The organism is Burkholderia diffusa, assembly GCF_001718315.1.
Classification (GTDB): Bacteria; Pseudomonadota; Gammaproteobacteria; order Burkholderiales; family Burkholderiaceae; genus Burkholderia; species Burkholderia diffusa_B.
The window spans coordinates 1,372,305-1,397,411 of record NZ_CP013362.1 but is presented as its reverse complement, the minus strand read 5'-3'; the positions used below and the strand labels follow the sequence as shown (position 1 = coordinate 1,397,411).

The 25,107-nt window shown below is 68.4% G+C and carries 24 protein-coding genes; 7 read left to right on the top strand and 17 right to left on the bottom strand.

Annotated elements, in window-relative coordinates:
* Window positions 1–3 precede the first annotated feature (3 nt).
* The 3 genes from iolE to WI26_RS06405 all read left to right on the top strand — a co-directional run bounded on the left by iolE (window position 4) and on the right by WI26_RS06405 (window position 2,370).
* The gene (gene iolE, locus WI26_RS06415) at window positions 4–933 is read left to right on the top strand and encodes a myo-inosose-2 dehydratase (protein ID WP_059467705.1); all 930 of its coding nucleotides are present in this window, start codon (window positions 4–6) and stop codon (window positions 931–933) included.
* 41 nt (window positions 934–974) lie between these two features.
* Window positions 975–1,793 carry a 5-deoxy-glucuronate isomerase gene (iolB, locus tag WI26_RS06410; protein ID WP_059467706.1) on the top strand — a complete coding sequence of 273 codons (819 nt, stop codon included), beginning with the start codon at window positions 975–977 and terminating at the stop codon, window positions 1,791–1,793.
* 82 nt (window positions 1,794–1,875) lie between these two features.
* Entirely contained in the window at window positions 1,876–2,370 is a 495-nt protein-coding gene (locus WI26_RS06405; protein ID WP_069225500.1) for a heme-degrading domain-containing protein, read from the top strand.
* A gap of 22 nt (window positions 2,371–2,392) precedes the next feature.
* On the opposite strand, the gene WI26_RS06400 is transcribed toward WI26_RS06405, so the two are convergent.
* The 8 genes from WI26_RS06400 to WI26_RS06365 all read right to left on the bottom strand — a co-directional run bounded on the left by WI26_RS06400 (window position 2,393) and on the right by WI26_RS06365 (window position 9,385).
* Window positions 2,393–3,139: a glucose 1-dehydrogenase gene (locus WI26_RS06400; protein ID WP_059508806.1), complete on the bottom strand. Its 747-nt coding sequence runs from the start codon at window positions 3,137–3,139 to the stop codon at window positions 2,393–2,395.
* A gap of 164 nt (window positions 3,140–3,303) precedes the next feature.
* Window positions 3,304–4,008 carry an ABC transporter ATP-binding protein gene (locus WI26_RS06395; protein WP_069225499.1) on the bottom strand — a complete coding sequence of 235 codons (705 nt, stop codon included), beginning with the start codon at window positions 4,006–4,008 and terminating at the stop codon, window positions 3,304–3,306.
* Window positions 4,005–4,754, bottom strand: coding sequence for an ABC transporter ATP-binding protein (locus tag WI26_RS06390; protein ID WP_060190607.1), 750 nt, complete (start codon window positions 4,752–4,754; stop codon window positions 4,005–4,007). Before WI26_RS06390 ends, WI26_RS06395 begins: the two co-directional genes overlap by 4 nt.
* Window positions 4,751–5,977 carry a branched-chain amino acid ABC transporter permease gene (locus tag WI26_RS06385; RefSeq protein WP_069225498.1) on the bottom strand — a complete coding sequence of 409 codons (1,227 nt, stop codon included), beginning with the start codon at window positions 5,975–5,977 and terminating at the stop codon, window positions 4,751–4,753. The genes WI26_RS06390 and WI26_RS06385 overlap by 4 nt, the downstream gene beginning before the upstream one ends.
* On the bottom strand, window positions 5,970–6,905 hold the full coding sequence (locus tag WI26_RS06380; RefSeq protein WP_069225497.1) for a branched-chain amino acid ABC transporter permease: 936 nt from the start codon (window positions 6,903–6,905) through the stop codon (window positions 5,970–5,972). Before WI26_RS06380 ends, WI26_RS06385 begins: the two co-directional genes overlap by 8 nt.
* Before the next feature lie 12 nt (window positions 6,906–6,917).
* On the bottom strand, window positions 6,918–7,355 hold the full coding sequence (locus WI26_RS06375; RefSeq protein WP_059467713.1) for an acyl-CoA thioesterase: 438 nt from the start codon (window positions 7,353–7,355) through the stop codon (window positions 6,918–6,920).
* Between the two features lie 115 nt (window positions 7,356–7,470).
* On the bottom strand, window positions 7,471–8,007 hold the full coding sequence (locus WI26_RS06370) for an NUDIX domain-containing protein (RefSeq protein WP_059467714.1): 537 nt from the start codon (window positions 8,005–8,007) through the stop codon (window positions 7,471–7,473).
* Window positions 8,008–8,128: 121 nt separating this feature from the next.
* Entirely contained in the window at window positions 8,129–9,385 is a 1,257-nt protein-coding gene (locus tag WI26_RS06365; protein WP_069225496.1) for a YbfB/YjiJ family MFS transporter, read from the bottom strand.
* A gap of 124 nt (window positions 9,386–9,509) precedes the next feature.
* On the opposite strand from WI26_RS06365, the gene WI26_RS06360 reads away from it, so the two are divergent.
* On the top strand, window positions 9,510–10,427 hold the full coding sequence (locus tag WI26_RS06360) for a LysR family transcriptional regulator (RefSeq protein WP_069225495.1): 918 nt from the start codon (window positions 9,510–9,512) through the stop codon (window positions 10,425–10,427).
* 139 nt (window positions 10,428–10,566) lie between these two features.
* Here the strand turns inward: WI26_RS06360 and alaS are convergent, their stop codons facing one another.
* Window positions 10,567–13,191, bottom strand: coding sequence for an alanine--tRNA ligase (gene alaS / locus WI26_RS06355; RefSeq protein ID WP_069225494.1), 2,625 nt, complete (start codon window positions 13,189–13,191; stop codon window positions 10,567–10,569).
* Between the two features lie 239 nt (window positions 13,192–13,430).
* On the opposite strand from alaS, the gene WI26_RS06350 reads away from it, so the two are divergent.
* Complete coding sequence (locus WI26_RS06350) at window positions 13,431–14,651, top strand: CaiB/BaiF CoA transferase family protein (protein ID WP_059467718.1); 1,221 nt, start codon at window positions 13,431–13,433, stop codon at window positions 14,649–14,651.
* Window positions 14,652–14,748: 97 nt separating this feature from the next.
* Here the strand turns inward: WI26_RS06350 and WI26_RS06345 are convergent, their stop codons facing one another.
* Together WI26_RS06345 and WI26_RS06340 are read right to left on the bottom strand one after the other, a co-directional pair.
* Entirely contained in the window at window positions 14,749–15,297 is a 549-nt protein-coding gene (locus tag WI26_RS06345; RefSeq protein ID WP_069225493.1) for an RBBP9/YdeN family alpha/beta hydrolase, read from the bottom strand.
* 172 nt (window positions 15,298–15,469) lie between these two features.
* Window positions 15,470–15,679, bottom strand: coding sequence for an ornithine acetyltransferase (locus WI26_RS06340; RefSeq protein ID WP_006497729.1), 210 nt, complete (start codon window positions 15,677–15,679; stop codon window positions 15,470–15,472).
* Between the two features lie 253 nt (window positions 15,680–15,932).
* Here WI26_RS06340 and WI26_RS06335 point away from each other — a divergent pair, with 253 nt between their 5' ends.
* Window positions 15,933–17,642, top strand: a complete 1,710-nt coding sequence (locus WI26_RS06335) for a glutamine--tRNA ligase/YqeY domain fusion protein (protein ID WP_060319995.1) — start codon at window positions 15,933–15,935, stop codon at window positions 17,640–17,642.
* Between the two features lie 120 nt (window positions 17,643–17,762).
* Here the strand turns inward: WI26_RS06335 and WI26_RS06330 are convergent, their stop codons facing one another.
* The 3 genes from WI26_RS06330 to WI26_RS06320 all read right to left on the bottom strand — a co-directional run bounded on the left by WI26_RS06330 (window position 17,763) and on the right by WI26_RS06320 (window position 20,093).
* Window positions 17,763–18,233, bottom strand: coding sequence for an NUDIX hydrolase (locus WI26_RS06330; RefSeq protein ID WP_069225492.1), 471 nt, complete (start codon window positions 18,231–18,233; stop codon window positions 17,763–17,765).
* A gap of 11 nt (window positions 18,234–18,244) precedes the next feature.
* Complete coding sequence (locus WI26_RS06325) at window positions 18,245–18,631, bottom strand: hypothetical protein (RefSeq protein ID WP_069225491.1); 387 nt, start codon at window positions 18,629–18,631, stop codon at window positions 18,245–18,247.
* Window positions 18,632–18,743: 112 nt separating this feature from the next.
* Window positions 18,744–20,093, bottom strand: a complete 1,350-nt coding sequence (locus tag WI26_RS06320) for a cytochrome-c peroxidase (RefSeq protein ID WP_069225490.1) — start codon at window positions 20,091–20,093, stop codon at window positions 18,744–18,746.
* A gap of 223 nt (window positions 20,094–20,316) precedes the next feature.
* Here WI26_RS06320 and WI26_RS06315 point away from each other — a divergent pair, with 223 nt between their 5' ends.
* Window positions 20,317–21,903 (top strand): acid phosphatase, encoded by a 1,587-nt coding sequence (locus tag WI26_RS06315; RefSeq protein ID WP_059467724.1) that lies wholly within the window; start codon window positions 20,317–20,319, stop codon window positions 21,901–21,903.
* Window positions 21,904–22,007: 104 nt separating this feature from the next.
* Here the strand turns inward: WI26_RS06315 and WI26_RS06310 are convergent, their stop codons facing one another.
* Genes WI26_RS06310 through WI26_RS06300 form a run of 3 tightly spaced genes read right to left on the bottom strand, consistent with a single transcriptional unit; the run spans window position 22,008 to window position 25,098 of the window.
* Window positions 22,008–23,492, bottom strand: a complete 1,485-nt coding sequence (locus WI26_RS06310) for an alginate export family protein (RefSeq protein WP_069225489.1) — start codon at window positions 23,490–23,492, stop codon at window positions 22,008–22,010.
* Window positions 23,489–24,187: a YoaK family protein gene (locus WI26_RS06305; RefSeq protein WP_059540236.1), complete on the bottom strand. Its 699-nt coding sequence runs from the start codon at window positions 24,185–24,187 to the stop codon at window positions 23,489–23,491. Before WI26_RS06305 ends, WI26_RS06310 begins: the two co-directional genes overlap by 4 nt.
* Window positions 24,184–25,098, bottom strand: a complete 915-nt coding sequence (locus WI26_RS06300) for a VOC family protein (RefSeq protein WP_059467727.1) — start codon at window positions 25,096–25,098, stop codon at window positions 24,184–24,186. The genes WI26_RS06305 and WI26_RS06300 overlap by 4 nt, the downstream gene beginning before the upstream one ends.
* Window positions 25,099–25,107 lie beyond the last annotated feature (9 nt).

The window sequence follows — 25,107 nt, the reverse complement described above, 5'->3', positions numbered from 1 at the left end:
GTCATGAGCTGGAACGTTCGCATCGGTATCAATCCCCTGTCGTGGATGAACGACGACCTGCCGTCGCTCGGCGGCGAGACGCCGCTCGAAACGGCGCTGAAGGAAGGCGCCGAAATCGGCTATGCGGGCTTCGAGCTCGGCAACAAGTTTCCGAAGACGGGCCCCGAGCTGAAGGCGAAGCTCGCCGAATTCGGGCTCGTATGCGTGTCCGGCTGGTATTCGGGCTTCCTCGCGGAAGTCGAACCGGGCATGAGCGATGCCGATGCGCTCGCCGCCGAAATCGAGCGCTGCCGCGCGCACATGACGAAGCTGCAGTTCAACGACGTGAAGGTGGTGGTGTACGGCGAATGCGCGGGCACGATCCAGGGCAGCATCGACACGCCGGTCGCGAAGCGTCCGCGTTTCGTCGACGATGAAGCGTGGCGACGCTATGCGGCACGCCTCGACGCATTCGGCGCGCATCTGCTGGAGACCTACGGGATCAAGCTCGCCTACCATCACCACATGGGCGCATACGTCGAATCGCCCGCCGACGTCGACCGGCTGATGGCGCTGACCGATCCGGCAAAGGTGTTCCTGCTGTTCGACACCGGCCACGCGTATTTCGGCGGCGCGGCCGATCCGGTCGCGCTGCTGAAGAAACATGTGTCGCGCGTCGTGCACGTGCATTGCAAGGACGTGCGCCCGCAAGTCGTCACGCAGGCGCGCAACGGCGGCTGGAGCTTCCTGAACGGCGTGATCAACGGCACCTTCACGGTGCCGGGCGACGGCGCGCTCGATTACGAAGCGACGCTGCGCACGCTGAAGGACGCCGGCTACGAAGGCTGGCTCGTGGTCGAGGCCGAGCAGGATCCGGCCGTCGCGCCGAGCTATCAATATGCGAAGAAGGGCTACGAATCGCTGCGCGCGATCGTCGACCGGTTGAGCGCGTAAGCCCTGCCCCCGCTGATCACCCTATTGCGGAGCCCCGTTCCATGACGATTTCTCCCCTGCTGGTCAAGGCATCCGCCGACCGCGAAATCTGCAACGTGACGCCCGAGTCGGCCGGCTGGAAACACGTCGGCTTTCGCGCGCTGCGCCTGAAGGCCGGCGACACCGAAACGCTCGATACCGGCGCGCGCGAATTATGTGTCGTCGTGCTCACGGGCACGCTGCGCGCGCAAGTCGACGGCGAAACCTACGATGCGCTCGGCAAGCGCGACAGCGTGTTCGAGGAAGTGTCGCCGGACGCGCTGTACGTGCCGGGCGGCAAGACCGTCACGCTGGTGGCGACGCGCGATGCGGAAGTCGCGCTGTGCACCGCGCCTTACGCGAGCGGCGACAAGCGCGTGCAGCGCCTCGACGGCGAACGGATGCGGCGCGCGGTGCGCGGGCAAGGCACCAACACGCGCTACGTGTGCGACATCCTGATGGGCGACAACCCGGCCGCCGACCGGTTGCTCGTCGTCGAAGTGATCACGCCCGCGAGCCACTCGAGCAGCTATCCGCCGCACAAGCACGATCGCGACGCGGCGCCGGAAGAAACGTCGCTCGAGGAAACCTACTACCACCGGATCGATCCGCCGCAGGGCTTCGCGTTCCAGCGCGTGTACACGGATGACCGCAGCCTCGACGAGGCGTGCGCGGTCGAGAACCACGACGTGGTGATGGTGCCGCGCGGTTATCACCCGGTGGTCGCGCCGCATGGCTACAACCTGTATTACCTGAACGTGATGGCCGGGCCGAGCCGCGCGTGGGCGTTCAAGAACGACCCTGCGCACGAATGGATGCTCGACGCGGCGCCCGGGCGCTGACGCATCGATGCGCTGAACGATCGACGGTGGGCGCGCGACGCAGGACGCGCGCCCACCGGACTTGCGACGACACGGAGCTGCCATGGCGACCACCTTCTCGCACTTCGCACCCGCGCCCTTCGGCGACACCGCGTCGACGCCGATGCTGCCGCACTTCGACGCCGACGTCGCGCGCCGGCTCGGCGACATCGCGGTCAATCTCGCGTCGCGCCGCGGGCTGCCGATCGCGGTCGGCATCGTCGGCGAAACCGCGCCGCTGTTCTATTGCGCGCTGGACGGCAGCCGCGCGAACGACAGCGACGCGATCCGCCGCCGGCAGAACACGGTGTTCCGTTTCGGCGTCAGTTCGCTCGAGGTCGGCGCGCGCTTTCGCCGCGCCGGCTGGTCGCTGCAGTCGCAGGGATTGTCGGACGCCGACTATGCGCTCGATGGCGGCAGCGTGCCGTTGTGGCTTGCCGGCGGCGGCATCGTCGGCGCGATGACGATCGCGGGGCTCGACGACGCGCGCGATCACGCACTCGTCGTCGAAAGCCTGCGCTGGCATGTCGGCGCGAACGCGCTCGCGATGATCGCGTAGCCGCGCGCGCCGTCTCGCGCGATCAGTGCAGCCCGCCGCTCGCGACGAGACGCTCGCCGGTCAGCCAGCGGGAATCGTCCGAGGCGAGGAACACGGCGACCGACGCGATGTCGTCCGGCTCGCCGAGTCGGCCGAGCGGCGTCTCGCTGCGCACCTGCTTCTCGAGATCCGAGCCGATGATGCCCGCGCTGTGCGTGCCTTCGGTCACGATCATGCCCGGGTTGATCGCGTTCACGCGGATCTTGCGCGCGCCGAGCTCCAGCGCGAGCACGCCGGTGATCGCGTCGACGGCGCCCTTGGTGCCGCTGTACACGGCGCTCGCGGGCGGCGTGATGCTCGTCACCACCGAGCTGATGTTGATGATGCTCGCGCCTTCGCCGAGATGCTTGACGGCGGCCTGCGTGGTCAGCAGCACGCCGAACACGTTCGTGTCGAACTGCCGACGGTAGTGTTCTTCGGTGATCGCCTCGATCGGCGCGAATTCGTATACGCCGGAATTGTTGACCAGCACGTCGAGACGGCCATAGGTGTCGATCGCGGTGTCGACGATGCGCTGGGCGTCCGCTGCCTTCGACACGTCGCCGCCGACCGCGACCGCGCGGCCGCCTGCCTCGACGATCGCGTTCACGACCGCGTCGGCGCCGGCCTTGCTGCTCGCGTAATTGACCACGACCGACGCGCCTTCGGCGGCCAGCGCCCTTGCGATCGCGGCGCCGATGCCCTTGGACCCGCCCGTGACGATCGCTACCTTGCCTGCCAGCTTGCTCATGATTTCATTCCTCAGTCGGATGACCTTCGATGGATGGGTGCCGGTCTCGCCTGTCGCGGCGCACACCGGCCTTGCTGGCAATCTTGGCGGTTCGCGCGACCGCGATAAAGCGGCTCGACGCGAATTGACTGGCGGAGTTTTCCGAACAATCGGCGCACGGGCGATCAGCCCGCGCTCAGCCATGCATTGACGACATCGGCGCCAAGCCCGCCGAGCGGGCCGTCGTAGACGATTCGACCACGCCCCATCACCGCGACGCGCCGCGCAAGCCGCGGCGCGAGCTGCAGCCGCTGCTCGATCAGCAGGATCGCGACGCCGTAGGCCTGCAGCGCGGCGAGACACGCGCCGACCTCGCCTACCGCGAGCGGCGCGAGCCCTTCGGCCGGTTCGTCGACGATCAGCACGCGCGGGCGGCCGGCGAGTGCGCGCACCAGCGCGAGCACCTGCTGCTCGCCGCCCGACAGCCGTCCGGCCTTCACGTCCGCCCGCGCGGCCAGCAGCGGAAAGCGCGCGAGCAGCCGGTCGAGCGCCGCGCGTTCGGCCGCGCCATGCACGCCGCGCAGGCCGAGCCGCAGGTTGTCGCGCACGCTCAGCAGCGGAAACACATCGCGGCTTTCGGCGACGTAAGCGACGCCGCGCCGTGCGATCTCGAACGTGCGCGCGCCCGCGCATTCGGCGCCGGCGATGCGCACCGAGCCCGCGGTGCGTACGAGCCCCATCACGGCCTTCGCGAGCGTCGAGCGGCCCGAGCCGTTGCGGCCGAGCAACGCAAGCGTCTCGCCCGGCGCGAGCGCGAGATCGACGCCGTCGAGCACGGGCTGCATCCCGTACCACGCACGCAGGCTGCGAATGTCGAGCAGCACGCTCATGCGCCGTCGCCAAGATAGGCGGCGCGCACGGCCGGGTCTGCCCGGATCGCGTCGGGCACGCCGGTCGCGACCACCGCGCCGCGCACGAGCACCGTGATGCGCTCGGCGAAGCCGAACACCGCATCCATGTCATGCTCGATCATCAGCACCGTGCGGCCCTGCGTCGTCGCGCGAATCAGCGCGATCATCCGCGCCGCCTGGTCGCGGTTCATGCCGGCCGTCGGTTCGTCGAGCAGCAGCGTGCGCGCACCGCTCGCGAGTGCGATGCCGAGATCGAGCGCGCGCTGTTCCGCATAACCGAGTTCGGCGGCCATCGCGTCGCGCCGCGCATCGAGACCGATGTCGCTCAGCACGCGCGCGGCCGCGCGATCGACCGACGCGGATTCACGCAGCCGGTTCCACCAGCGCCGCCGCTCGGCCGGTGCATGCAGCGCCGCGCAGCGCAGGTTGTCGAACACGCTCAGCCGCGCGAACGCGCTCGTCTGCTGGAAACTGCGGCCGATGCCGAGTCGGCTCGCCACGACCGGCCCGCGCCCGCGCAGCTCGACGCCGTGCAACACGACGCGCCCGCGCGTCGGCCGCGTCGCGCCGGCAATCACGCCGAACAGCGTCGACTTGCCCGCGCCGTTCGGCCCGATCAGCGCATGGCGCTCGCCGGCCGCGACGCTCAGTTCGATGCCGTCGAGCACCGTCTGCACACCGAAGCGTTGCACGATCCCGTGCAGCGCGATCGCGCTGCCGCTCATCGCTCGTCCTCCCGCTTGCCGTGCCCCTGACTCGGGAATCGCGCGCGCCAGCTCCACAGCAACGTTCCGATACCGGCCGCCGAGCATGCGACGGCCCAGCCCGCCGGCGCATCGGCGTCGATGCCCCACGCACCGAATGCGATGCCCGTGCCGTCGTCCTGCGCGAAGCGCCATGCATAACCGAGCTCGGCCGCGCAGACGATCGCGACGGCCCAGAATGCACATGCGCCGACGCCGCACAGCACGCGCCAGCGCTCGGCGGGCGGCGCGTCGCCGCGCAACGCATGCGCGAGCGTCTGCGCGATGCCCGCGATCCCGCGCGGCGCGGCGACGACGACCGCGACGAACAGCACGCCGAGATACAGCGCCCATGCGCGCGACACGCCTGCGACGCCGATGCTCAGCGCGGTCAGCACCACCGCTCCGGCTGCCGGCCCGAAGAACGTGCCGGTGCCGCCGATCACCGCGGCGATGAGCACGGTCGCCGAACGCGCCATCGACACGCTGTCGGGCGTCGCGATCTCGACGTCGATCAACGTCAGCGTGCCGGCAATGCCGGCGAAGAACGACGCGCAGGTCACCATCGCGAGCCGCACGCGGCGCGGCTCGGTGCCGAGCGCGGCAACGCGCACGGGGTTGTCGCGCACCGCGTTCGCAAGCCGCGCGAGCGGCGTGCGCGTCAGCGCGTGCATCGCCGCCGCAGACACGATGCACCATGCGGCGATCACGGCGTAGGCCTGCGTTTGCGCGCCGAAATGCCAGCTGCCCAAAGGCGTGCCGCTCGCACGGTCAATCGGTACGCCGCCGAGCCCGCCGAACCACGCGGGCACGCTCCACGCCGCGGCTGCGACGCACTCGCCGAGGCCGAGCGTGATCATCGCGAACACGGTGCCCGCGCGGCGTGTCGCGAGCAGGCCGGCGACGAACCCGAAGCCCGCGCCGGCCACACCGCCGACAAGCGGCAACAGCGGCAGCGGGCCGCCGACATGATTGAACCAGTGCGCGGCGGCGAATGCGCCAAGCCCTGCGAAAGCGGCATGACCGAACGACAGCAGCCCGGTCGTGCCGAGCTGCAGGTTGTACGACAGCGCGAGCACGACGAGCGCGGCCGTCTGTGCGAGATAGCCGAGCACCGCGCCGTGCGGCCACAGCCACGCGGGTAGCGCGACGCACGCGGCGAACAGCACCCAGCGCAGCACGCCGGCCCGTGCGCGGCTAGCCATCGACACGCTCGCCGAACAGTCCGCGCGGACGGGCGACCAGCACCGCGACGAGCAGCAGGTACGGGACCAACGGTGCGAGCTGAGCGATCGACACGGCAGCGACGCGATCGGGCAGCGCGACGCCGGACCATTGCGCGAGGTCGCGCAGCGACGTGTCGCTGGACGCCGCGAAGGTCTGCGCGAAGCCAACCGCGAGCGACGCGACGAACGCGCCGCCGAGCGAGCCGAGCCCGCCGATCACGACGACCGCGAACACCACCGACCCGACGGTCTCGGCCAGCGCCGGTTCGATCACCGCAAGCGGCGCGCCGATCACGCCGGCCAGTGCCGCGAGCGCGGTGCCCGCGCCGAACAGTCCCGTCATCACGCGCGGCACGTCGTAGCCGAGCGCTTCGACAGCCGCGCGGTGCGTGAGCGCGGCGCGCACGACGAGCCCGATGCGCGACGCGCGCAGCAGCGCGCCGAGTGCGGCCAGCATCGCCGTGGACATCGCCATCATGAAGAGCCGGTAGCGCGGCAGCGCGAGGCCGAACACGGTCACGGGCGCACCGTCGAACAGCGGCGGCACCGGGGCAGGCAGCGGCGCGAGACCCCACAGGAGTTTCGCGCCCTCGCCGATCAGGTACGCGAGCCCGAAGGTCAGCAGCAGTTCGCTCGTGTGCCCGTGCGGCTGTACGCGGCGCAGCAGCCAGCGCTCGCAGCCGGCGCCGAGCAACCCGACCACGATCGGCGCGAGCGCGAGCGCGGGCCAGAAACCCGCGCGGGCCGCGATGCTGTATCCAATGTATGCACCGAGCATGTAGAAGCTCGCGTGGGCGAAGTTGAGCACGCCCTGCACGCTGAAGATCAGCGTAAGGCCGGCCGACAGCATGAACAGCAGCAACCCGTAGCTGAGGCCGTTGAACGCCTGGAGCGCGAACGCGTGCACCGGTGGCCCCTGTCAGCCGGCGAGCGGTTCGAGCGCCGCGCGCAGCGCGTCGGGCAACGGCACGGGGCGGCGCGTGCCGCGATCGACGTACACGTGCACGAAATGCCCTTGCGCGGCCGGCGCGGCTTGCCCTGCCGCGAACAGCCCGATCTCGTAGCGCACGCTCGACGTGCCGAGCTTCGCGACGCGCAGCCCCGCATCGACCGACTGCGGAAACACGAGCGGGGCGAAATAGTTGCACTGCGTCTCGACCACGAGCCCGATCGTCTGCCCGTGCTCGACGTCGAGCACGCCCGCGCGGATCAGGTATTCGTTCACGACGGTGTCGAAGTAGCTGTAGTAGACGACGTTGTTCACGTGCCCGTAGACGTCGTTGTCCATCCAGCGGGTCGTGATCGGCAGGAAGTGGCGATAGGCGTCGCGCGGACGCGGCTGCGGCTTGTCGGACATGGCGATGGCGGTCAGGATGAAGAAGACGAAGCGGACGGCGCGCGGTGGCCGGCGGGATGCCGCGCCGCGACCGTGCCAGACGCGGCGGGTGACATGCCGGAAGCGGCGCGGCCCGTCACTGCCCCGCTCGATCGACGAATTCGAAATCGAGGCCGCGCGCGCGCATCCAGTCGGCCAGCGCATAGCCGGTGCCGGCGCGCCACGGGCGCAGCAACGGCGGATCGACGAGCCGGTATTCGAGCAGCTCCGGCGACAGCGCGACGGTGCCCGACGCGCGTACGTGATACGCGATGATCAGTTCGTTCTTGCGAATGAATTCATAGACGCCGACCAGCGTGACCTGCTCGGCCTTGAGCGCGGTTTCCTCGAACACCTCGCGCGCGATGCCGTCCTCGGGCGTCTCGCCGTTCTCCAGGAAACCTGTGATCAGCGCGAACATCCCTTCCGGCCAGGCCGCGTTGCGCGCGAGCAGGATCTTGCCGTCGAGCTCGACGATCGCGGCCACCACGGGCAGCGGGTTGTTCCAGTGCACGTAGCCGCACGCGTCGTCCGGGCAGGCTTGGCGGACGCGGCCGCCCTCGTGTTCGGGATCGGCGCGCTCGGTCAGCGGACGCGCGCAGCGCGGGCAAAAACGGTAGTCGGCGATGGTCATCGATGGGGATGTGGCAAGCGTCGACGGCGGCCGGCAAGCCGCCTCGCACGCCCGCTCGGCGCGGGAAAGGCTTCATTCTAGCGAGTTTGCCCGCGTCGCTTACGATCCGGCCCCGACGATGTCAGGGTTGCCGGCCGGGTTGCGCGCGCCCGCGTGCCGCCGTCGCCGCGAAGCCGGCGGCACCGACGAGCAACGCACCCGCCGCGACCCACAACGCCGGCGAGAACGACCCGAAGCGCGCGGTCAGCGGCGCCGCGACGAGCGGGCCGAGAATCTGCCCGACCCCGTACGACGCCGTCGCATAGCCCATCAGCCCGGCCGCGCGTTCGCCGTGCAGGCGCCGCGCCTCGCGCATCGCGAACAGCGTGATCGCGGTGAACGGCACGCCGAGCAGCGCGCTGCCGATCGAGAAGCCGGCCGCATTCGGCCACACGATTCCCGCCGCGATCCCGAGCGCCTGCGTCGCGCAACCGGCAGCGAGCAGCATCCGGTTGTCCCAGCGGGCAGGCAGCCGCGCGGCCGCGATCGCGCCGACGATCAGCGCCGCGCCGAACATCGGCCAGAACAGATCCGGCCACGGCGAGCCGGCCGGCAGCGCGGCGCGCGCGATCACCGGCAGGAACGTCGCGGTGATGATGTAGCCGAAGCCCGGCATCCCGTACAGGACGACGAGCCATGCGGCGTCGACACGATGGCGGCGCGCGTCGTGCGGTGCCGCGTCCATCGCCGCATGCTGGACTGGCGCTGCCGACGTTACGCCTGCCGCCGTCGCCGCGGGCCCACCGCCGAACGTGCGCCAGATCGCGACCGACAGCACCGCCGACAACACCGCGAAGCCGAGCCAGCCGGGCGCCGCGCGATGGCCGGCCAGTGCACTGCCGATCAGGCCCGTCAGAACGATGCCGACCCCGGGCCCCGCGTAGATCACCCCGCTCCACTCTGGCGCGTGCAGCTCGGCGAGCCGCCGCAGCCCCCATTGCGATACGAACACGAACGTCCATGCGCTGACGACGCCCGCGACGAAGCGCACCGCGAGCCACACCGGCAGCAGGTGACCGATGCCCATCGCGGCGGTCAGCAGCACGGTGGCCGCAAGCCCGAAGCGCACCATCCGCGCGGGCGGGACGCGCACTGCCGCGCAACTGACCGCGCCGACGAAATAGCCCGCGTAGTTCGCCGACGCGAGCCAGCTGCCCGCCTTCAGGCCGATCGAGCCGTCGGCGAGCATCAGCGGCAGCAGCGGCGTGAACGCGAAACGGCCGACGCCGAGCGCGACGGCGAGCCCGATCATGCAGGCAAGCGCGGCCGCGCGAGCGCGGCGGTCGGCGTCATCGGACAGGTGTACGTCGGCGGCGCTTGGAGCATCGGAACGGGACATGGCGGCATGGGCCGCGCGGTTTGCGCAACGGCCGGAACGGGAGTCGGATTGCTCGTATCGTAGCTTGACCAATCATTCTCGAAAAATGAATAATTGAGAATCCAACCATCGCACGGAGAGAATCATGGACCTGGCGGCGCTGGCGATTTTCCGGGCCGTCGTGCGTGAGAACGGCGTCACGCGCGCGGCGGCGAAGCTCAATCGCGTGCAGTCGAACGTGACGACGCGCATCAAGCAGCTCGAGGAGGAGCTCGGCGCGGCGCTGTTCGTGCGCGACGGCCGCCGGCTCGTGCTGACGCCGGCCGGGCACACGCTGCTGCCGTACGCGGAGCGGCTGCTTGAGCTTGCCGACGAGGCGCGCGACGCGGTGCGCGAGGACACGCCGCGCGGGCGGCTGCGGCTCGGCACGATGGAAAGCACGGCCGCGAGCCGGCTGCCGACCGTGCTCGCGCGCTATCACCATGCGTGGCCCAACGTATCGCTGGAACTCGTGACCGGTACGACCGGCTGGCTGATCGACAAGGTGCGCGACTTCGAGATCGACGCGGCGCTGTTCGCCCGGCCGCCGGAACCGGACACGCTGCCCGACACGTTCGAGACGGTGCCGATCTTCCGCGAGGACCTGGTGCTGCTGACGCCGCGCGGCCATCCGCCGGTGCGCACGCCGCGCGACGTGATCCTCCCGACGCTGATTGCGTTCGAGCGCGGCTGCACGTACCGGAAATACGTCGAACGATGGTATGCGGCACATGGAATGCAGCCCGCGCGCGTGCTCGAACTGGGTTCGTATCACGCGATCGTCGCGTGCGTGGCGGCCGGCGCGGGCATCGCGGTCGCGCCGCGCTCGGTGCTCGAGCTTCAACCCGAGACCGGCAACGTAACCGCCCACACGATCGCGGAACTCGAAGGCATCGACACGCTGCTCGCGTGGCGGCACGGTTACGCGTCGGCGGCGCTGGCCGCGCTGCGCGATGCGCTCGGCGATGCCGCGCGGCAGTCAGGGGATGCGCCCACGTTGCCAGCGACGGCATTACCGGCCTGATTCTGCGGTGGAGTTGGCCGGCACGCGCTCATTCTGCGCACCGGCAAAAACAAAACAACCCGACCGGCCACCGCCGATCGGGTTGTTTTTTCGTGTGCTGCGAGGGGTCAGCAAGACCGCATCGCATCAACCATGACGATCAAAGACGCTCTTCGATCCAGCCCTTCACGCCTGCCAGCGCGCCCGGCAGATTCGCCGGTTCCGTACCGCCTGCCTGCGCCATGTCCGGACGGCCGCCGCCCTTGCCGCCCACCTGCTGCGCGACGAAGTTCACGAGTTCGCCGGCCTTGACCTTCTTGCTCGCCTCTTGCGTGACGCCCGCGATCAGGCTGACCTTGCCGCCTTCGACGGCCGCCAGCACGATCGCCGCGCTCTTCAGCTTGTCCTTCAGCTTGTCGACCGTCTCGCGCAGCGTCTTTGCATCCGCGCCGTCGAGCGTCGCGGCCAGCACGTACACGCCGCCGATTTCGACCGCCTGTTGCGCGAGCTCGTCGCCCTGGCTCGAAGCGAGCTTCGACTTCAGCGCGCCCAGTTCCTTCTCGAGCGACTTCACCTGGTCCTGCACCTGCGCGATGCGCTGCGTGAGCTCCGACGGTTGCGCTTTCAGCGCGGCCGCCGCTTCGTTGACACGTGCATCCAGCTCCTGCACGTAACGCACGGCATTGTCGCCGGTGATCGCCTCGACGCGGCGGATGCCGGCCGCGACGCCGCCTTCGACGACGATCTTGAAGAAACCGATGTCGCCGGTGCGGTGCACGTGCGTGCCGCCGCACAGCTCGCGCGAGAAGCCGAGGTCGAGCACGCGCACTTCGTCGCCGTACTTTTCGCCGAACAGCGCCATCGCGCCGCCCTTCACCGCTTCGTCGTACGGCATCACGCGCACGATGCCCGGCGCGTTCGCTAGGATTTCATTGTTGACGATCTGCTCGACGCGACGGATTTCGTCGTCGGTCATCGGCGCGTTGTGCGCGAAGTCGAAACGGGTTTTCTCCGCGTCGACGAGCGAACCCTTCTGCTGCACGTGCGCGCCGAGCACTTCGCGCAGCGCCTTGTGCATCAGGTGGGTGGCCGAGTGATTGCGCTGCGTGCGCGCGCGGCGCTGCGCGTCGATTTCCGCGCGCAGCACGTCGCCGACCTTGAGCGTGCCCTGTTCGAGCGTGCCGTGGTGGCCGATCACGTCGGCCTGCACCTTCAGCGTGTCGGCCACCGCGAAGCGCGTGGCGGCATTCGCGAGCACGCCCTGATCGCCGACCTGGCCGCCCGATTCCGCGTAGAACGGCGTGTGGTCGAGCACCACGACCGCATCCTGGCCGTGCTTCACTTCGTTGACGGCCGAACCGTCGACGTACAGCGCGACGACCTTCGCGTCGTCGAACGCGATTTCCTCGTAGCCGTGGAAGGTGGTCTTCGCGCCCGAGTATTCGAGACCCTGCGTGGCCTTGAACTTGCCGGCCGCGCGCGCCTGCTCGCGCTGGCGTGCCATCGCGTCGTCGAACGCCGGCTCGTCGACCGTCATCCCGCGCTCGCGGCACACGTCGGCCGTGAGGTCGAGCGGGAAGCCGTACGTGTCGTGCAGCTTGAACGCGAGTTCGCCGTCGAGCACCTTGCCGCCCTTCGCCTCGACATCCGCCAGCGCGGCCTCGAGGATCGACATCCCGTGCTCGATCGTTTCGAAGAAGCGCTCCTCTTCCTGACGCAGCACGTCCGTCACGCGCTGTTCGGCTTCCTTCAGTTCCGGGTACGCGGCGCCCATCTCGGCGACGAGGTCGGCCACCAGCATGTGGAAGAACGAGCCCTTGCGACCGAGCTTGTAGCCGTGGCGGATTGCACGGCGCACGATGCGGCGCAGCACGTAGCCGCGGCCTTCGTTGCCGGGGATCACGCCGTCGACGATCAGGAACGAGCACGCGCGGATGTGATCGGCGATCACCTTCAGCGAGTTGTTGTTCAGGTCGCTGATCTCGGTCACGCGCGCGGCGGCCTTGATCAGGTTCTGGAACAGGTCGATCTCGTAGTTGCTGTGCACGTGCTGCAGCACCGCGGCGAGGCGCTCGAGGCCCATGCCGGTGTCGACCGACTGCTTCGGCAGGCGCGTCATGTTGCCCTGCGCGTCGCGGTTGAACTGCATGAACACGAGGTTCCAGATCTCGATGTAGCGGTCGCCGTCTTCTTCCGGAGACCCCGGCGGGCCGCCCCACACGTCCGGGCCGTGGTCGTAGAAGATTTCCGTGCACGGGCCGCACGGGCCCGTGTCGCCCATCGTCCAGAAGTTGTCCGACGCGTAACGCGCGCCCTTGTTGTCGCCGATGCGGATGATCCGCTCGGTCGGAACGCCGACTTCCTTCGCCCAGATGTCGTACGCTTCGTCGTCTTCCTGGTAGACGGTAACCCACAGCTTTTCCTTCGGCAGCATGTAGACCGTGGTCAGCAGCTCCCACGCGAACTTGATCGCGTCGTGCTTGAAGTAGTCGCCGAACGAGAAGTTGCCGAGCATCTCGAAGAAGGTGTGGTGGCGCGCCGTGTAGCCGACGTTCTCGAGGTCGTTGTGCTTGCCGCCCGCGCGCACGCTGCGCTGCGCCGTGGTGGCGCGCGAGTACGGACGCGGGTCCGTGCCGAGGAACACGTCCTTGAACTGGACCATGCCCGAGTTCGTGAACATCAGCGTGGGGTCGTTACCGGGCACGAGGCTCGACGAGCGGACGATCGTGTGGCCCTTCGATTCGAAGAATTTGAGGAATTTCTCGCGGATTTCGGCAGCTTTCATGGCGTGCGGGGAATGTCTGGCTGAGACGGCTTCAAACGCCGGCCGTCCTCGCGGACGCACGGCGGGCAAATATCGTAAACGGTCGATTATACGATACAGATCGGCGCCCCAGACGGCAGCGGCCCGGCGCGCCGGACGACCGGGCTGGGCCACCGGCGCGACCGATTCGCCTTAAGATGCTCGCCATGACAATCCGTCTTGCCCCGGCCGGGCGAGCCATGAAAGGAGACGATTCGACGATGGGTGCCCTGAGCCATATCCGCGTGCTTGACCTGACCCGCGTGCTCGCGGGCCCTTGGTGCGCGCAGACGCTCGCCGACTTCGGCGCGGACGTGATCAAGGTCGAGCGCCCCGGCGCCGGCGACGATACGCGCCACTGGGGGCCGCCGTACCTGAAGGACGCGAACGGCGCCGATACGGCGGAAGCCGCGTACTACCTCGCGGCGAACCGCAACAAGCGGTCGGTGACGGTCGACATCGCGACGCCCGAAGGCCAGCAGATCGTGCGCGAACTCGCGGCGCAGAGCGACGTCGTGCTCGAGAACTACAAGGTCGGGCAATTGAAGAAGTACGGCCTCGATTACGAGTCGCTGCGCGCGGTGAAACCCGATCTCGTCTACTGCTCGGTCACGGGCTTCGGTCAGACGGGCCCGTACGCGCACCGCGCGGGCTACGACTTCATCGTCCAGGGAATCGGCGGTTTCATGAGCATCACCGGCGAGCGCGACAGCGAGCCGGGCGGCGGCCCGCAGAAGGCCGGCGTCGCGATCGCCGATCTCGCGACGGGCCTCTACTCGACGATCGCGGTGCTCGCCGCGCTAGCGCACCGCGACCGCACGGGCGAAGGCCAGCACATCGACATGGCGCTGCTCGACGTGCAGGTCGCGCTGCTCGCGAACATGAACACCAACTTCCTCGCGAGCGGCAAGCCGCCGGTGCGCTGGGGCAACGCGCACCCGAACATCGTGCCGTACCAGACGTTCCAGACGAGCGACGGCTGGATCATCGTCGCGGTCGGCAACGACGGGCAGTTCCGCAAGTTCGTCGAGGCCGGCGGCCGGCCCGAGCTGGCCGACGACGAACGGTTCGCGACGAACCCGTCGCGCGTGCGCCATCGCGACACGCTCGTGCCGATCCTCGCGGAGATGGTGAAGACGCGCGCGAAGGCCGACTGGATCGGCGCGCTCGAAGCGGCCGGTGTGCCGTGCGGGCCGATCAACGAACTCGACGAGGTGTTCGACAACGAGCAGGTGGTCGCGCGCGGAATGCAGGTGACGCTGCCGCACCCGTGCGGCGCGGACGTGAAGCTCGTGCGCAATCCGATCCGGATGAGTGCGACACCGCCCGATGCGCGCACCGCCCCGCCGCTGCTCGGCGCACAAACGGTGGACGTACTGCGCGACATGCTCGGCTACGACGACGCGCGCATTGCGGCGCTGAAGGCGAAGCAGGCGATCTGAACCGTCCGGGCGAGCGCGCCGCCATGCCTGCCCGGCACGCGTCGGCGTTCCAGCGCGCAGGCGGACGCCGTCGGATCGATGGATCGGCTGTCAGCGGCTAGCGCGCAAGCGCATCGAGCCAGCCGCGCGCATCGGGCCAGTCGCCTAGCCCGCTGTCCGCGTTGATGTGGCCGCGCGGGCCGAGATCATGGAACGCACTGCCCCACGCGCGCGCGCAGCCGCGCGCGAACGCGATCGAACCGTACGGATCGTCGCTGCTTGCAACCACGCAGGTGGGAAATGGCAGGCGCTCGTGCGGCACCGGCCCGAAACCGTGCGCGTCGGCCGGAAACGCCGCTCCGGCCGGGTCGGGCAACGCCACGAGCAACGCGCCGCGCACCTTCGCGAGCGCGGCCGGCCGCGCGTAGCGGGTCGCCCACCACGCGGTGGTCAGCGTGCCGAGGCTATGCGCGGCGATCGTCACGGGGCCCGGTGCGGCCTCGACCGCGCGGTCGAGCGCAAGACACCAGCCGTTGCGGAACGCACGCTCCCAGTCCGGCATCGCGACGCGCACGAAACGCGCGTCGGCACGCTCCCAACGGCTTTGCCAGTGGAACGGACCGGAGTTGCCGTAGCCCGGCAGCACGAAAACGAGAGAGTCGCTCATGGAGGATTCGTCGACGAATGAAATCGTTATGTGATGTCGACGAAGTGTCGCACATCCGTTCCTCCCTGATGCTGCCTGTCGACTCGCGGAATGGATGTGCGGAGCAAGAACGGGCCGTGATGCGGCGGCAACGCCTTCACGACCGGCCGGCGCTCATGCGCGCCGGCTTCGATCAGCGCACGCCGGCGCCGACCAGGCCGCCTGCCGCAGCGCCGGCAACCGTGCCGACCGGGCCACCCGTGATCAGGTAGCCGAGCGCGCCGCCCGCGGCCGCGCCGATACCGGCGTTACGTTGCGTATGCGTCATCGCGCATGCGCCGAGTTGCGACAGAGCCGCGACGATTACCGCGGTACGAACGAGAAAAGTGGTCTTCTTCATCATGATTGTTGATGTCCTCCCGCCGGCAAATAATACGAATGGCGGCATTGAATCGGTAAAGCCATCATAGGAAAAGCCGAATGCGCGGGGCAATCCGATTTACGTCGTGTTACAGCCGACACACAATCGAGATATTGCGGCTGCGCACCGCGAACCGCCCCGCCCGGTGGCGCAACCCGCGCGGGACGGACCCCGGTCAGGTAGAATTACGGGATTAAACCGGCGCGACGCGCCGACACAACCTGACGCCAACCGCATGAGCACCGAACGCAACGACGCCCCCGCGGCTTCCAACTTCATCCGCAACATCATCGACGACGACAACCGCACCGGCAAATGGGGCGGCCGCGTCGAAACGCGCTTTCCGCCCGAGCCGAACGGCTATCTGCACATCGGCCATGCGAAGAGCATCTGCCTGAACTTCAGCGTCGCGCGCGACTACGGCGGCGTGTGCCACCTGCGCTTCGACGACACGAACCCGGAAAAGGAAAGCGTCGAATACGTCGACTCGATCGTCGACGCGGTTCGCTGGCTCGGCTTCGACTGGCGCAAGGATGCGGTCGATCACCAGTATTTCGCGAGCGACTACTACGACAAGCTGTACGAATTCGCCGAGTTGCTGATCCAGCGCGGCAAGGCATACGTCGACAGCCAGAGCGCCGAAGAGATGCGCGCGAACCGCGGCTCGCTGACCGAAGGCGGCAAGCCGTCGCCGTTCCGCGACCGTTCGCCCGAGGAAAACCTCGACCTGTTCCGCCGGATGAAGGCCGGCGAGTTCAAGGAAGGCGAGCATGTGCTGCGCGCGAAGATCGACATGGCTTCGCCGAACATGAACATGCGCGACCCGGTGATCTACCGGATCCGCTACGCGCACCACTATCGCACCGGCGACGCATGGTGCGTGTATCCGATGTACGACTACACGCACTGCATCTCGGATGCGCTCGAAGGCATCACGCACTCGCTGTGCACGCTCGAGTTCGAGGATCACCGCCCGCTGTACGACTGGGTGCTGAACGAACTCGCGGAAGCCGGCGTGTTCACGCGCCCGTTGCCGCAGCAGATCGAATTCTCGCGCCTGAACCTCACGTATGCGATCACCAGCAAGCGCAAGCTGCTGCAGCTCGTCACCGAAGGTCACGTCGAAGGCTGGGACGACCCGCGCATGCCGACGATCGTCGGGATCCGCCGCCGCGGCTTCACGCCTGAGAGCATCCAGCTGTTCTGCGAGCGGATCGGCGTCACGAAGGTCGATTCGTGGATCGACATGAGCGTGTTCGAAGGCGCGCTGCGCGACGACCTCGACGACAAGGCGCCGCGCTCGGTCGCCGTGCTCGATCCGCTGAAGCTCGTGATCGACAACTATCCGGAAGACCTCGAGGAAGCGTGCACGGCACCCGTGCACCCGCATCATCCGGAGCGCGGCGTGCGCACGTTCCCGATCTCGCGCGAGCTGTGGATCGAACGCGAGGACTTCGTCGAGAACCCGCCGAAGGGCTATTTCCGCCTGTTCCCGGGCAACAAGGTGCGCCTGCGCTACGGCTACGTGATCGAGTGCACGGGCTTCGACAAGGACGCCGACGGCAACGTCACGGCCGTGCACTGCAACTACTTCCCGGACAGCAAGTCGGGCACCGAAGGCGCGAACAACTACAAGGTCAAGGGCAACATTCACTGGGTCAGCGCGAAGCATGCGCAGGCGGCCGAAGTGCGAATCTACGACCGGCTGTTCAAGGAGCCGCACCCGGACGCGGGCGGCGCGAACTTCCTCGAGGCGCTGAACCCGGATTCGAAGAAGGTCACGCTCGCCTATGTCGAACCAGGCGCCGGCGACGTCGCGCCGGAAACGCGCCTCCAGTTCGAGCGTCACGGCTATTTCGTCGCCGACCGCGTCGATTCGAAACCGGGCAAGCCCGTGTTCAACCGGATAGTCGGGCTTCGCGACAGCTGGGGCAAGCCGGCCTGACGGCCTGCTCCATTGCGCGGCGCGCGGCTCGGAGCCGGCGTCGCGCGACGATAAAAAAACCGGCCTTCGGGCCGGTTTTTTATTGCGTGCGCGGGTTCGTCGGGATCGAAACGGCAGCGCTCACGCGCCCGCCAATCGCCGGTGCAGATCCGCAAGCGACAGCGACGTGCGAAACAGCCGCGCGAGGCTGCGGCTCGCATACGCATCGACGTCTCCGGGCGCGGTCCAGCGATACGCATCCATCTCGGGAATCGGCGAGCCGTCGCGACGGCTCGGAAACAGCGACGTGCACGTGCAGTGCGCGGGATCGATCTCGTCGTCCGCGACTCGCACCGCGAACAGGTGCAAGTCCTTGTCGTGACGGTATGCGAAACGTCCGAGATCGAGCAGCCGCGACGCCACGAGTTCGATGCCGGTTTCCTCGCGCAGCTCTCGCAGCGCCGCTTCGGCCGGCGATTCGCCGGGCTCACCCTGCCCCTTCGGGATGTCCCAGTGCGTGGTGTCCGTCGCGTGCGCGAGGAACACGCGGCCGGCCCCGTCGAGAATCACGACGCCGCACGATACCGTGCGCGGCGCACTGCTGCGCTTCATTGCTCGCGCGCTCAGCGCTTCTGCAGCTGCCACTTGCCCGCGGCGGTCTTGCAATAGACGGGCTTGAGCGTCATCGTCTGGCCCTTCGCGGAAATTTCGGTGGCGATCTCGCGGCAGGTCTTGCCGTCGTTCTCGGACGTCGACGGCGTGAGCTTCGCGTCGATCTGCGTGCCACGGCCGCTGCTCTGCCACGTCGTGGTCTCGCCGTCCTTGCCCTCGTCGCGCACCTGCACGACGGCCTTCGCCAGCGATGCTCGGTCGGTCTTGCTGAAGTAGGTCAGCGGCGTGTCGTTCAGGAAGCCCAGATTGCTTTGCGCGTGGGCGGGCAGCATCGCGGCTGCGCACGCGGCGCCGGCCAGCACGCGCGTGACGACGGAAAGGGATGCACGCATCGACATGTGTTGTTCTCCTTGGATGTTCGATCGAACGGCGTGGCGCGCGGCCGGCGGCCCGGCACGCGCCACGCCCGTCAGCCAGCGAGCATAGCATGCGTGCCGCAACGACCGCGCTCTAGCGCGCCGCCGACGTGGCCGCCGGTTGATATCCGTCGGTCAGCGTGTTCAGGAACGCGATCACGTCCTTGATCTCGGCCGCGTTCAGCGCGGGTGCGTCGCCGCGCTTGCGGTCGAACGGCGGCTCGCGGTTGATGTTCGGCCAGTAGCGCTTCGGCAGGTCGTCGTACACCTGCACCTTGCCATGCACGACCGGATAGAACTTCTCCGGATGGATGTCGCGCTCGACGTAGAAGTGCATCACCTCTTCGAGCGAGTGATACACGCCATTGTGGAAGAACGTCTTGCGCAACGCGACGTTGCGCAGCGACGGCGTGCGGAACAGCCCGCAGAATTCGTCGCGGCCCTTCAGGTCGGTGCGCTCGGGGCCGCACGCGCCGAGATCGTGGAAGCGCGGGTCGCGATTGACCGGCAGCGCACGGTTGCGCGGCACCGCGATCGCGATCAGGCCGAAATCGCTGAACTGCGGCGGGCCGCCTTCGAGCGTGCGCTGGCTCACGTGACAGCTCGCGCAGTTGCCCTTCTTCTCGTCGTTGAACAGTTGCAGCCCGTGCAACTCCGCAGGCGTGAGCTGCGCGTGGCCGGCCAGATACGCGTCGTACTTGCTCGTGTACGGATCGAACAATGCCGGCTGCTGCTGGAATGCGTCGAGCGCACGCAGCACTGCACCGAAAGTCGCCTGGTCGTCGCCAAGGACGCGATCGCCGAACGCCTTGCGGAACGCGTCGGCATAAGGCGCGGCACGCACCGCCTGCGCGACCCGCGCCGGCGAGCTGCTCATCTCGAACGGCGACGTGAGCGGAATGCGCGCCTGCGCATCGCGCGTGTCGACGCGACCGTCCCAGGTCAAGCCGCCGGTCGGGCCTGCATCGATGCTTTCGTCACCTTCGTCGGGTGAATCGTGGAAGTGCTCGGTGAATGGCGGAATGCCGCGCACGTACTTCAGTGACGGCACCGCGCGAAAGCCCATGCGATGCATGTCGTCGCCGCCGAGTTGCACCGACAGCGCATTGGGCGGCCCGAACGCATGCTCGGCGCTATGGCACGACGCGCATGCGAGCTTGCCGGAGCCGGACAGCGACGGATCGAAGAACAGCTGCTTGCCGAGCGCCGTCATCTGCTTCACGCCCTCGAATACTTGCGCGCGCGTTTGCGGCTGGCTGGCCGGCGCGACCGCCGGAGCGGCCGGGGCGGCTTGTGCCGCCGACACGACGGAGACCGCTTGGGCGGTCGCCCCGGGCCGCGCATCGCAACCGGCGAGCGGCATGAGCCCGCCCATCAGCGCGAGCGTCGCCGCGGCGGGGATCAACGATCGCGCGAACGCGAGGGGTTTCAGGAGGCTGTGCATCGTCGTTCTTCTTGTAGCGGTGGGCAATCGGCCGGAGCTTATGTCAGTTTCGTGACCGCTGCATGACGTTCGACCGACAGTCAATTGAAAGCGCCCCTACACCCGGCTGTCAAACGGGTTCCAGATAATGCGCGCAGCCGGTCGGTGCCTCGCGGTTCCTGCGCCGGCCCCACACCAACCCGGTTCCCACACGCGACAAACAACGAAAGAGAGAGAACATCGCATGAAGAAGCACGCCTGGATTCGCTACACGCCGATCGCCCTCGCGGCCGCGCTCAGCCTGACCGCCTGCGGCGGCGACGACGTCACGCAGCAAGGCCTGTCGGCCGTCAAGAACGTCGTCGTGATCTACGCGGAAAACCGCAGCTTCGACAACCTCTACGGCAACTTCCCGGGCGCGAACGGTCTGCAGAACGCAACGGCCGCGAACTCGGTGCAGAAGGATCGCGACGGCTCGACGATGGCAACGCTGCCGAAGATCTGGGGTGGCCTGACCGCAACCGGCATCACGCCGGCCGTCACCGAAGCGATGACGGCGAACCTGCCGAACGCACCGTTCGCGATCGACGATCCCAACGGCTTCAACCAGTCGATGAGCATCGCGACGCGCGACATCGTGCACCGCTTCTACCAGGACCAGATGCAGATCGACGGCGGCAAGAACGACATGTACGCCGCATGGACCGACGCGGGCGGCCTGACGATGGGCCACTACACACCGGATCCGTCGAAGCTGCCGCTGTGGAAGATCGCGCAGCAGTACGTTCTCGCCGACAACTTCTTCATGGGCGCGTTCGGCGGCTCGTTCCTGAACCACCAGTATCTGATCTGCGCATGCGCACCGTACTACGCGAATGCCGACAAGAGCCCGGCGGCCGGCAAGATCGCAGTCCTGAACGCAGACGGCAAGTCGCTGGCTGTCGCCGCGAACTCGCCGGCATCCGCGCTGAGCGGCCCGCCGAAGTTCGTCAACGACGGCGCACTGACGCCGGACTTCTACGGCGTCAACACGATGCAGCCGGCGTACCAGCCGAGCGGCAACAAGGCCGCCACCGGCGGCGACCCGCTGCTCGCCGACCCGGCCAATCCTTCGACGATGCCGCCGCAGACGGCGACCAACATCGGCGACCTGATGACCAATGCAAACGTATCGTGGGCATGGTACAGCGGCGCATGGGGCCAGGCGCTGCAGGCGAGCCAGAACGGCACGTCGAACGTGATCTACGGTGCAGACCTCTCGACGCCGAACTTCCAGCCGCACCATCAGCCGTTCAACTACTATGCGAACCAGGCGCCGGGCACCGCGAGCCGCGCGCAGCACCTGCTCGACGGCGGCGCGAACGGCGCGGAATTCATCAAGGCGATCGACGCAGGCACGCTGCCGCAAGTCACGTTCTACAAGCCGCAGGGCAACCTGAACGAGCACCCGGGGTATACGGACGTCACCTCCGGCGATCAGCACATCGCAGACGTGATCGCGCACCTGCAGGCCAGCCCGCAGTGGAAGAACATGGTCGTGGTCGTCACGTACGACGAAAACGGCGGCTTCTGGGATCACGCCGCGCCGCCGACCGGCGATCGTTGGGGCCCGGGCACCCGCATCCCGGCGCTGATCGTGTCGCCGTTCGCGAAGAAGGGTTTCGTGGACCATACGCAGTACGACACGGGTTCGATCCTGCGCTTCATCACGCGCCGCTTCTCGCTGCCGCGCCTCGCGGGCCTGCAGCAGCGCGACGACGCGCTGAAGGCGAACGGCGCGCAGCCGATGGGCGACCTGACGAACGCGCTCGCGCTGTCGCCGAACCTGTAACGGCATCGCGACGAACGGGCCGGCCGCGCTGCCGGCCCAGGCGCGCCAAGGGCGGACCCACGGGGCCGCCCTTTTTCATGCGCGCGCGTTGCCGCGCGACCGCGTTACCAGCCGTACTTCAGCTCGATGCCGGCGTAGTCCGCGTTGTGCCCGCCGGCCTGGCGGATCGTGTCGCCGACCTGGAAGTGCACGGCCTCGATCGAACCGATCAGGTTCGCGGCAATCGTCCAGTCCGCGCGCAGCTGCACGTACATCCCCGTCCACAAACCGCCCTTGCCTGCCGTGCCGGGCACCGCGACGTTCGGCTGCTGATACACGGCGTCACCGGTCGTCTCGCGCCACTGGAAGCCAAGCGCGCCGAGCAGCGACAGGTTCGGCGACGGCTTCAGCGTCACCGACGGCTTCACGTGAATCAGGTTCGCGTAACTCGTATAACCGGCGAGCGTGAAGTAATAGCCGTTCGGAAACAGCGGGTTGAAGGTGCCGACGCGGCCGTCGTGCGGATGCCGGTCGCCCGATGCCGCGTCGACCTGCAGCGCAATGCGCGGGGACCACGGCGCGTCGAGCTTGTAGCCCGCGATCGAGCCGACGGCCCACGCGCCGATCGTCGCGTTGCCGACCGTGCCGCTCTGCAGCATCGTTTCGAGATCCCAGTCGAAGCGACCGTGCGTGCCCGTGTAGCGCACGTCCCACACGTCGCGATGCTCGGGGCCGCTCGCATCGAGGAAACGCGCGTTGCTGCGGTTGTAGCGCGACCAGTAGCCCGACAGATCGCCCGGCCCGACCGACTGCCGCTCGAAACGCACGCCGCTGAACGTCAGGTCGCGGTTCGACACGTCATCGAACGCGGACACCGTGCGGTTCTGCACGGGCTGCGTCGCATACGCGATGAAGCGCCACTTCTGATATTCGTAGTCGGCCCACACCGCATCGAACGCCTGCCGCACGTTCGGACCGTCGCGCGTGGCAATGAAGCGCTGCAAGTCGAACGCCATTTCCTGCCGGCCGACGCGGAACTTGAACGTGCCGCCACCAAGCGCGCCCGTGTAGGTCGCGAACGCCTGTTCGAGATCGAGCGGATTCCTGTCGACCGGCGAGATCGTGTTCTTGCCGAATGCGCGGTCGTCCTGCAACTGCACGAAGAACTGCCAGTGCCGGCCCAGATGCGCATCGGCATGCACTTCGACGCGCTGGATGACGTACGTATCCGATTGCGCGGAGCCGATCCCGAACAGCGGCGCGTCGTTGGTCTCCAGCCGCTCGCGCAGGTTCACGCCCAGCGACAGATAGGATGCCGGATCGTTGCCGAGCGGAATGTATTTCAGTGCGTCGAGCGGCGCGCGCGGCACGCACGGATTCGCGAGCACCGACCAGTCTTCCTGCCATCGGTTGAACAGCACCGTCGGCCGCTTCGCCGTGCATGTCGACTCGGTTGCGTCACCGGATGTCGACGTGGACGTCGTCGCCGTTTCCGCCAACGCCGCGTCGGCGCCCGCGACCAGCAGGCCCGCGACGATCGACACGCGTGCGGCCCGCTCGAAGCGGCGGCCGTGGCGCCTCCCTTGCTTGCCCCGCTGCCGCGCGATCATGCGCGCTCCTGCGTGGCGGGTCCGGCCGCTTGCGCCGCACACAGTGCAAGCATCGCGAGTGCGCCGACCGGTACGAGCAGCGCCAGGAATCCGACCTGGCGGAACCCGAGCGCGCCCCCCATCGCGCCGAGCGCGAACGCGACGATCGCCGGCAGCATCTTGCCGAAACGCGCCCGCGCCGCCGCGCGCGCGGTGTCGGCCGTGCCGGCCGACAGCAGATCGACGGCATCGAGGATCGCCTGCGTCACGTTGCCCGTCATCACCGTATTCGGCACGCCGCCCGCACGCGGAATCACGCGCGGATGCGCGTTCTGCACGCCCATCGCGAACGTGCCGACGATGCCGGCCACGAGCGCCGGCAACGCGTCGGGCTGCGTGACGGGCGTCGCCCACACGCCGGCGGCGCAGAAGCCGAGCAGCAGCACGGCCTGCACCGCATGCAGCACGCGCACACCCTGCCAGGCAGGCCGCCCGGACATCGACCGCGCGATCAGGCTGCTCGCGATCACGCCGCACACGAACGCGGGAAACACGCTGAGCTTCAGCACGACACCCTGGCCGAAGCCCGCGATGCCCGCGCCGATCAGCACGAAGTTGCCGGTCACGTGTGCAGTGAACAGCCCGAATAGCGCGACGAAGCTCAGCGTGTCGACGAAGCCGGCCACCGCGGCAAGGATCGTGTCTTCGTGCTTCATCGCGTCGCGCTCGCGTGGATCTCGGCGACGTAGCCGCCCGGAAACTGCACGAGTGCAGCGTCGCGGCCGTCCGCCGTGAACGGCGGCACGAGCACGGTCGCGCCCGCGGCTTCGGCCTTCTTCAGCGTCGCCGCGAGATCGGGCACTTCGTAGCCGGTCATCTCGCGACCGAAGGGGTAAGGCAGATGGCCGTCGGTCACGAGCACGGTCATCTTGCCGAAGCCCGATTCGATGCGGATGCGGCGGTACGTATCGTTCGGCCGGCCGATCTCGATGCCCGGCGCCTTCAGGTTGTCCGACACCACCTTGCCCTTCGAGAACTTGACGAAGTCGTGCACGAACTTGCGCACGCTTTGCGGCGACACGTAGACGCGGTTCTCGGGGATCGTCTGCAACGCGTCGTAGTTCGGCGCCCGGGTATGCCAGTAGAGCTGCATCTTCACGCCGCCCGCCCACGCAATGACCGCATCGCGGCCGATGGGATCCGGGAACGTGTCGACGATCACGTCGGCGCCGTGCTCGCGCGCCGACTTCACGGCGACGTCCATGTCCGTGACGAGATAGCCGGTGCGCTCCGCGCAGAACGGATACGGGATCGGCGTCTTGAAGCCGAACACGGAGATCGTGCCGACCGGCGTCAGCACGAGCTGCGACATCGTCTGGCTTGGCGTCGGCGTAACCTGGAACACGCCCTGCTTCGACTTGCTGCCGCCGAATGTCGCGACGAAGCTGTCGGTGAAGCGGTCGAAGTCTTCCGGCGCCACGCACACATGCGTCGTGTCGTACTGCGGACCGACGGCGACCGTTGGCGCGACGGCAGGCGGCACGGGCGGTTTCGCGAACGCGGCAGGCGCGGCAACGAGGCCGCTGGCAATCGCAAGCGCCAGCAACGCGGAACGAAGGATTTTCATATTGGATGT

Excerpts from the sequence above, each read along its gene's own strand:
- WI26_RS06385 (WP_069225498.1), bottom strand. The coding sequence starts at position 5,977 with ATGGCTAGCCGCGCACGGGCCGGCGTGCTGCGCTGGGTGCTGTTCGCC.
- WI26_RS06405 (WP_069225500.1), top strand. The coding sequence starts at position 1,876 with ATGGCGACCACCTTCTCGCACTTCGCACCCGCGCCCTTCGGCGACACC.
- WI26_RS06325 (WP_069225491.1), bottom strand. The coding sequence starts at position 18,631 with ATGTCGATGCGTGCATCCCTTTCCGTCGTCACGCGCGTGCTGGCCGGC.
- WI26_RS06395 (WP_069225499.1), bottom strand. The coding sequence starts at position 4,008 with ATGAGCGTGCTGCTCGACATTCGCAGCCTGCGTGCGTGGTACGGGATG.
- WI26_RS06315 (WP_059467724.1), top strand. The coding sequence starts at position 20,317 with ATGAAGAAGCACGCCTGGATTCGCTACACGCCGATCGCCCTCGCGGCC.
- WI26_RS06340 (WP_006497729.1), bottom strand. The coding sequence starts at position 15,679 with ATGATGAAGAAGACCACTTTTCTCGTTCGTACCGCGGTAATCGTCGCG.
- iolB (WP_059467706.1), top strand. The coding sequence starts at position 975 with ATGACGATTTCTCCCCTGCTGGTCAAGGCATCCGCCGACCGCGAAATC.
- WI26_RS06370 (WP_059467714.1), bottom strand. The coding sequence starts at position 8,007 with ATGACCATCGCCGACTACCGTTTTTGCCCGCGCTGCGCGCGTCCGCTG.
- WI26_RS06390 (WP_060190607.1), bottom strand. The coding sequence starts at position 4,754 with ATGAGCGGCAGCGCGATCGCGCTGCACGGGATCGTGCAACGCTTCGGT.
- WI26_RS06365 (WP_069225496.1), bottom strand. The coding sequence starts at position 9,385 with ATGTCCCGTTCCGATGCTCCAAGCGCCGCCGACGTACACCTGTCCGAT.
- WI26_RS06330 (WP_069225492.1), bottom strand. The coding sequence starts at position 18,233 with ATGAAGCGCAGCAGTGCGCCGCGCACGGTATCGTGCGGCGTCGTGATT.
- WI26_RS06375 (WP_059467713.1), bottom strand. The coding sequence starts at position 7,355 with ATGTCCGACAAGCCGCAGCCGCGTCCGCGCGACGCCTATCGCCACTTC.
- WI26_RS06360 (WP_069225495.1), top strand. The coding sequence starts at position 9,510 with ATGGACCTGGCGGCGCTGGCGATTTTCCGGGCCGTCGTGCGTGAGAAC.
- WI26_RS06400 (WP_059508806.1), bottom strand. The coding sequence starts at position 3,139 with ATGAGCAAGCTGGCAGGCAAGGTAGCGATCGTCACGGGCGGGTCCAAG.
- WI26_RS06300 (WP_059467727.1), bottom strand. The coding sequence starts at position 25,098 with ATGAAAATCCTTCGTTCCGCGTTGCTGGCGCTTGCGATTGCCAGCGGC.
- WI26_RS06320 (WP_069225490.1), bottom strand. The coding sequence starts at position 20,093 with ATGCACAGCCTCCTGAAACCCCTCGCGTTCGCGCGATCGTTGATCCCC.
- iolE (WP_059467705.1), top strand. The coding sequence starts at position 4 with ATGAGCTGGAACGTTCGCATCGGTATCAATCCCCTGTCGTGGATGAAC.
- WI26_RS06350 (WP_059467718.1), top strand. The coding sequence starts at position 13,431 with ATGGGTGCCCTGAGCCATATCCGCGTGCTTGACCTGACCCGCGTGCTC.
- alaS (WP_069225494.1), bottom strand. The coding sequence starts at position 13,191 with ATGAAAGCTGCCGAAATCCGCGAGAAATTCCTCAAATTCTTCGAATCG.
- WI26_RS06305 (WP_059540236.1), bottom strand. The coding sequence starts at position 24,187 with ATGAAGCACGAAGACACGATCCTTGCCGCGGTGGCCGGCTTCGTCGAC.
- WI26_RS06310 (WP_069225489.1), bottom strand. The coding sequence starts at position 23,492 with ATGATCGCGCGGCAGCGGGGCAAGCAAGGGAGGCGCCACGGCCGCCGC.
- WI26_RS06345 (WP_069225493.1), bottom strand. The coding sequence starts at position 15,297 with ATGAGCGACTCTCTCGTTTTCGTGCTGCCGGGCTACGGCAACTCCGGT.
- WI26_RS06335 (WP_060319995.1), top strand. The coding sequence starts at position 15,933 with ATGAGCACCGAACGCAACGACGCCCCCGCGGCTTCCAACTTCATCCGC.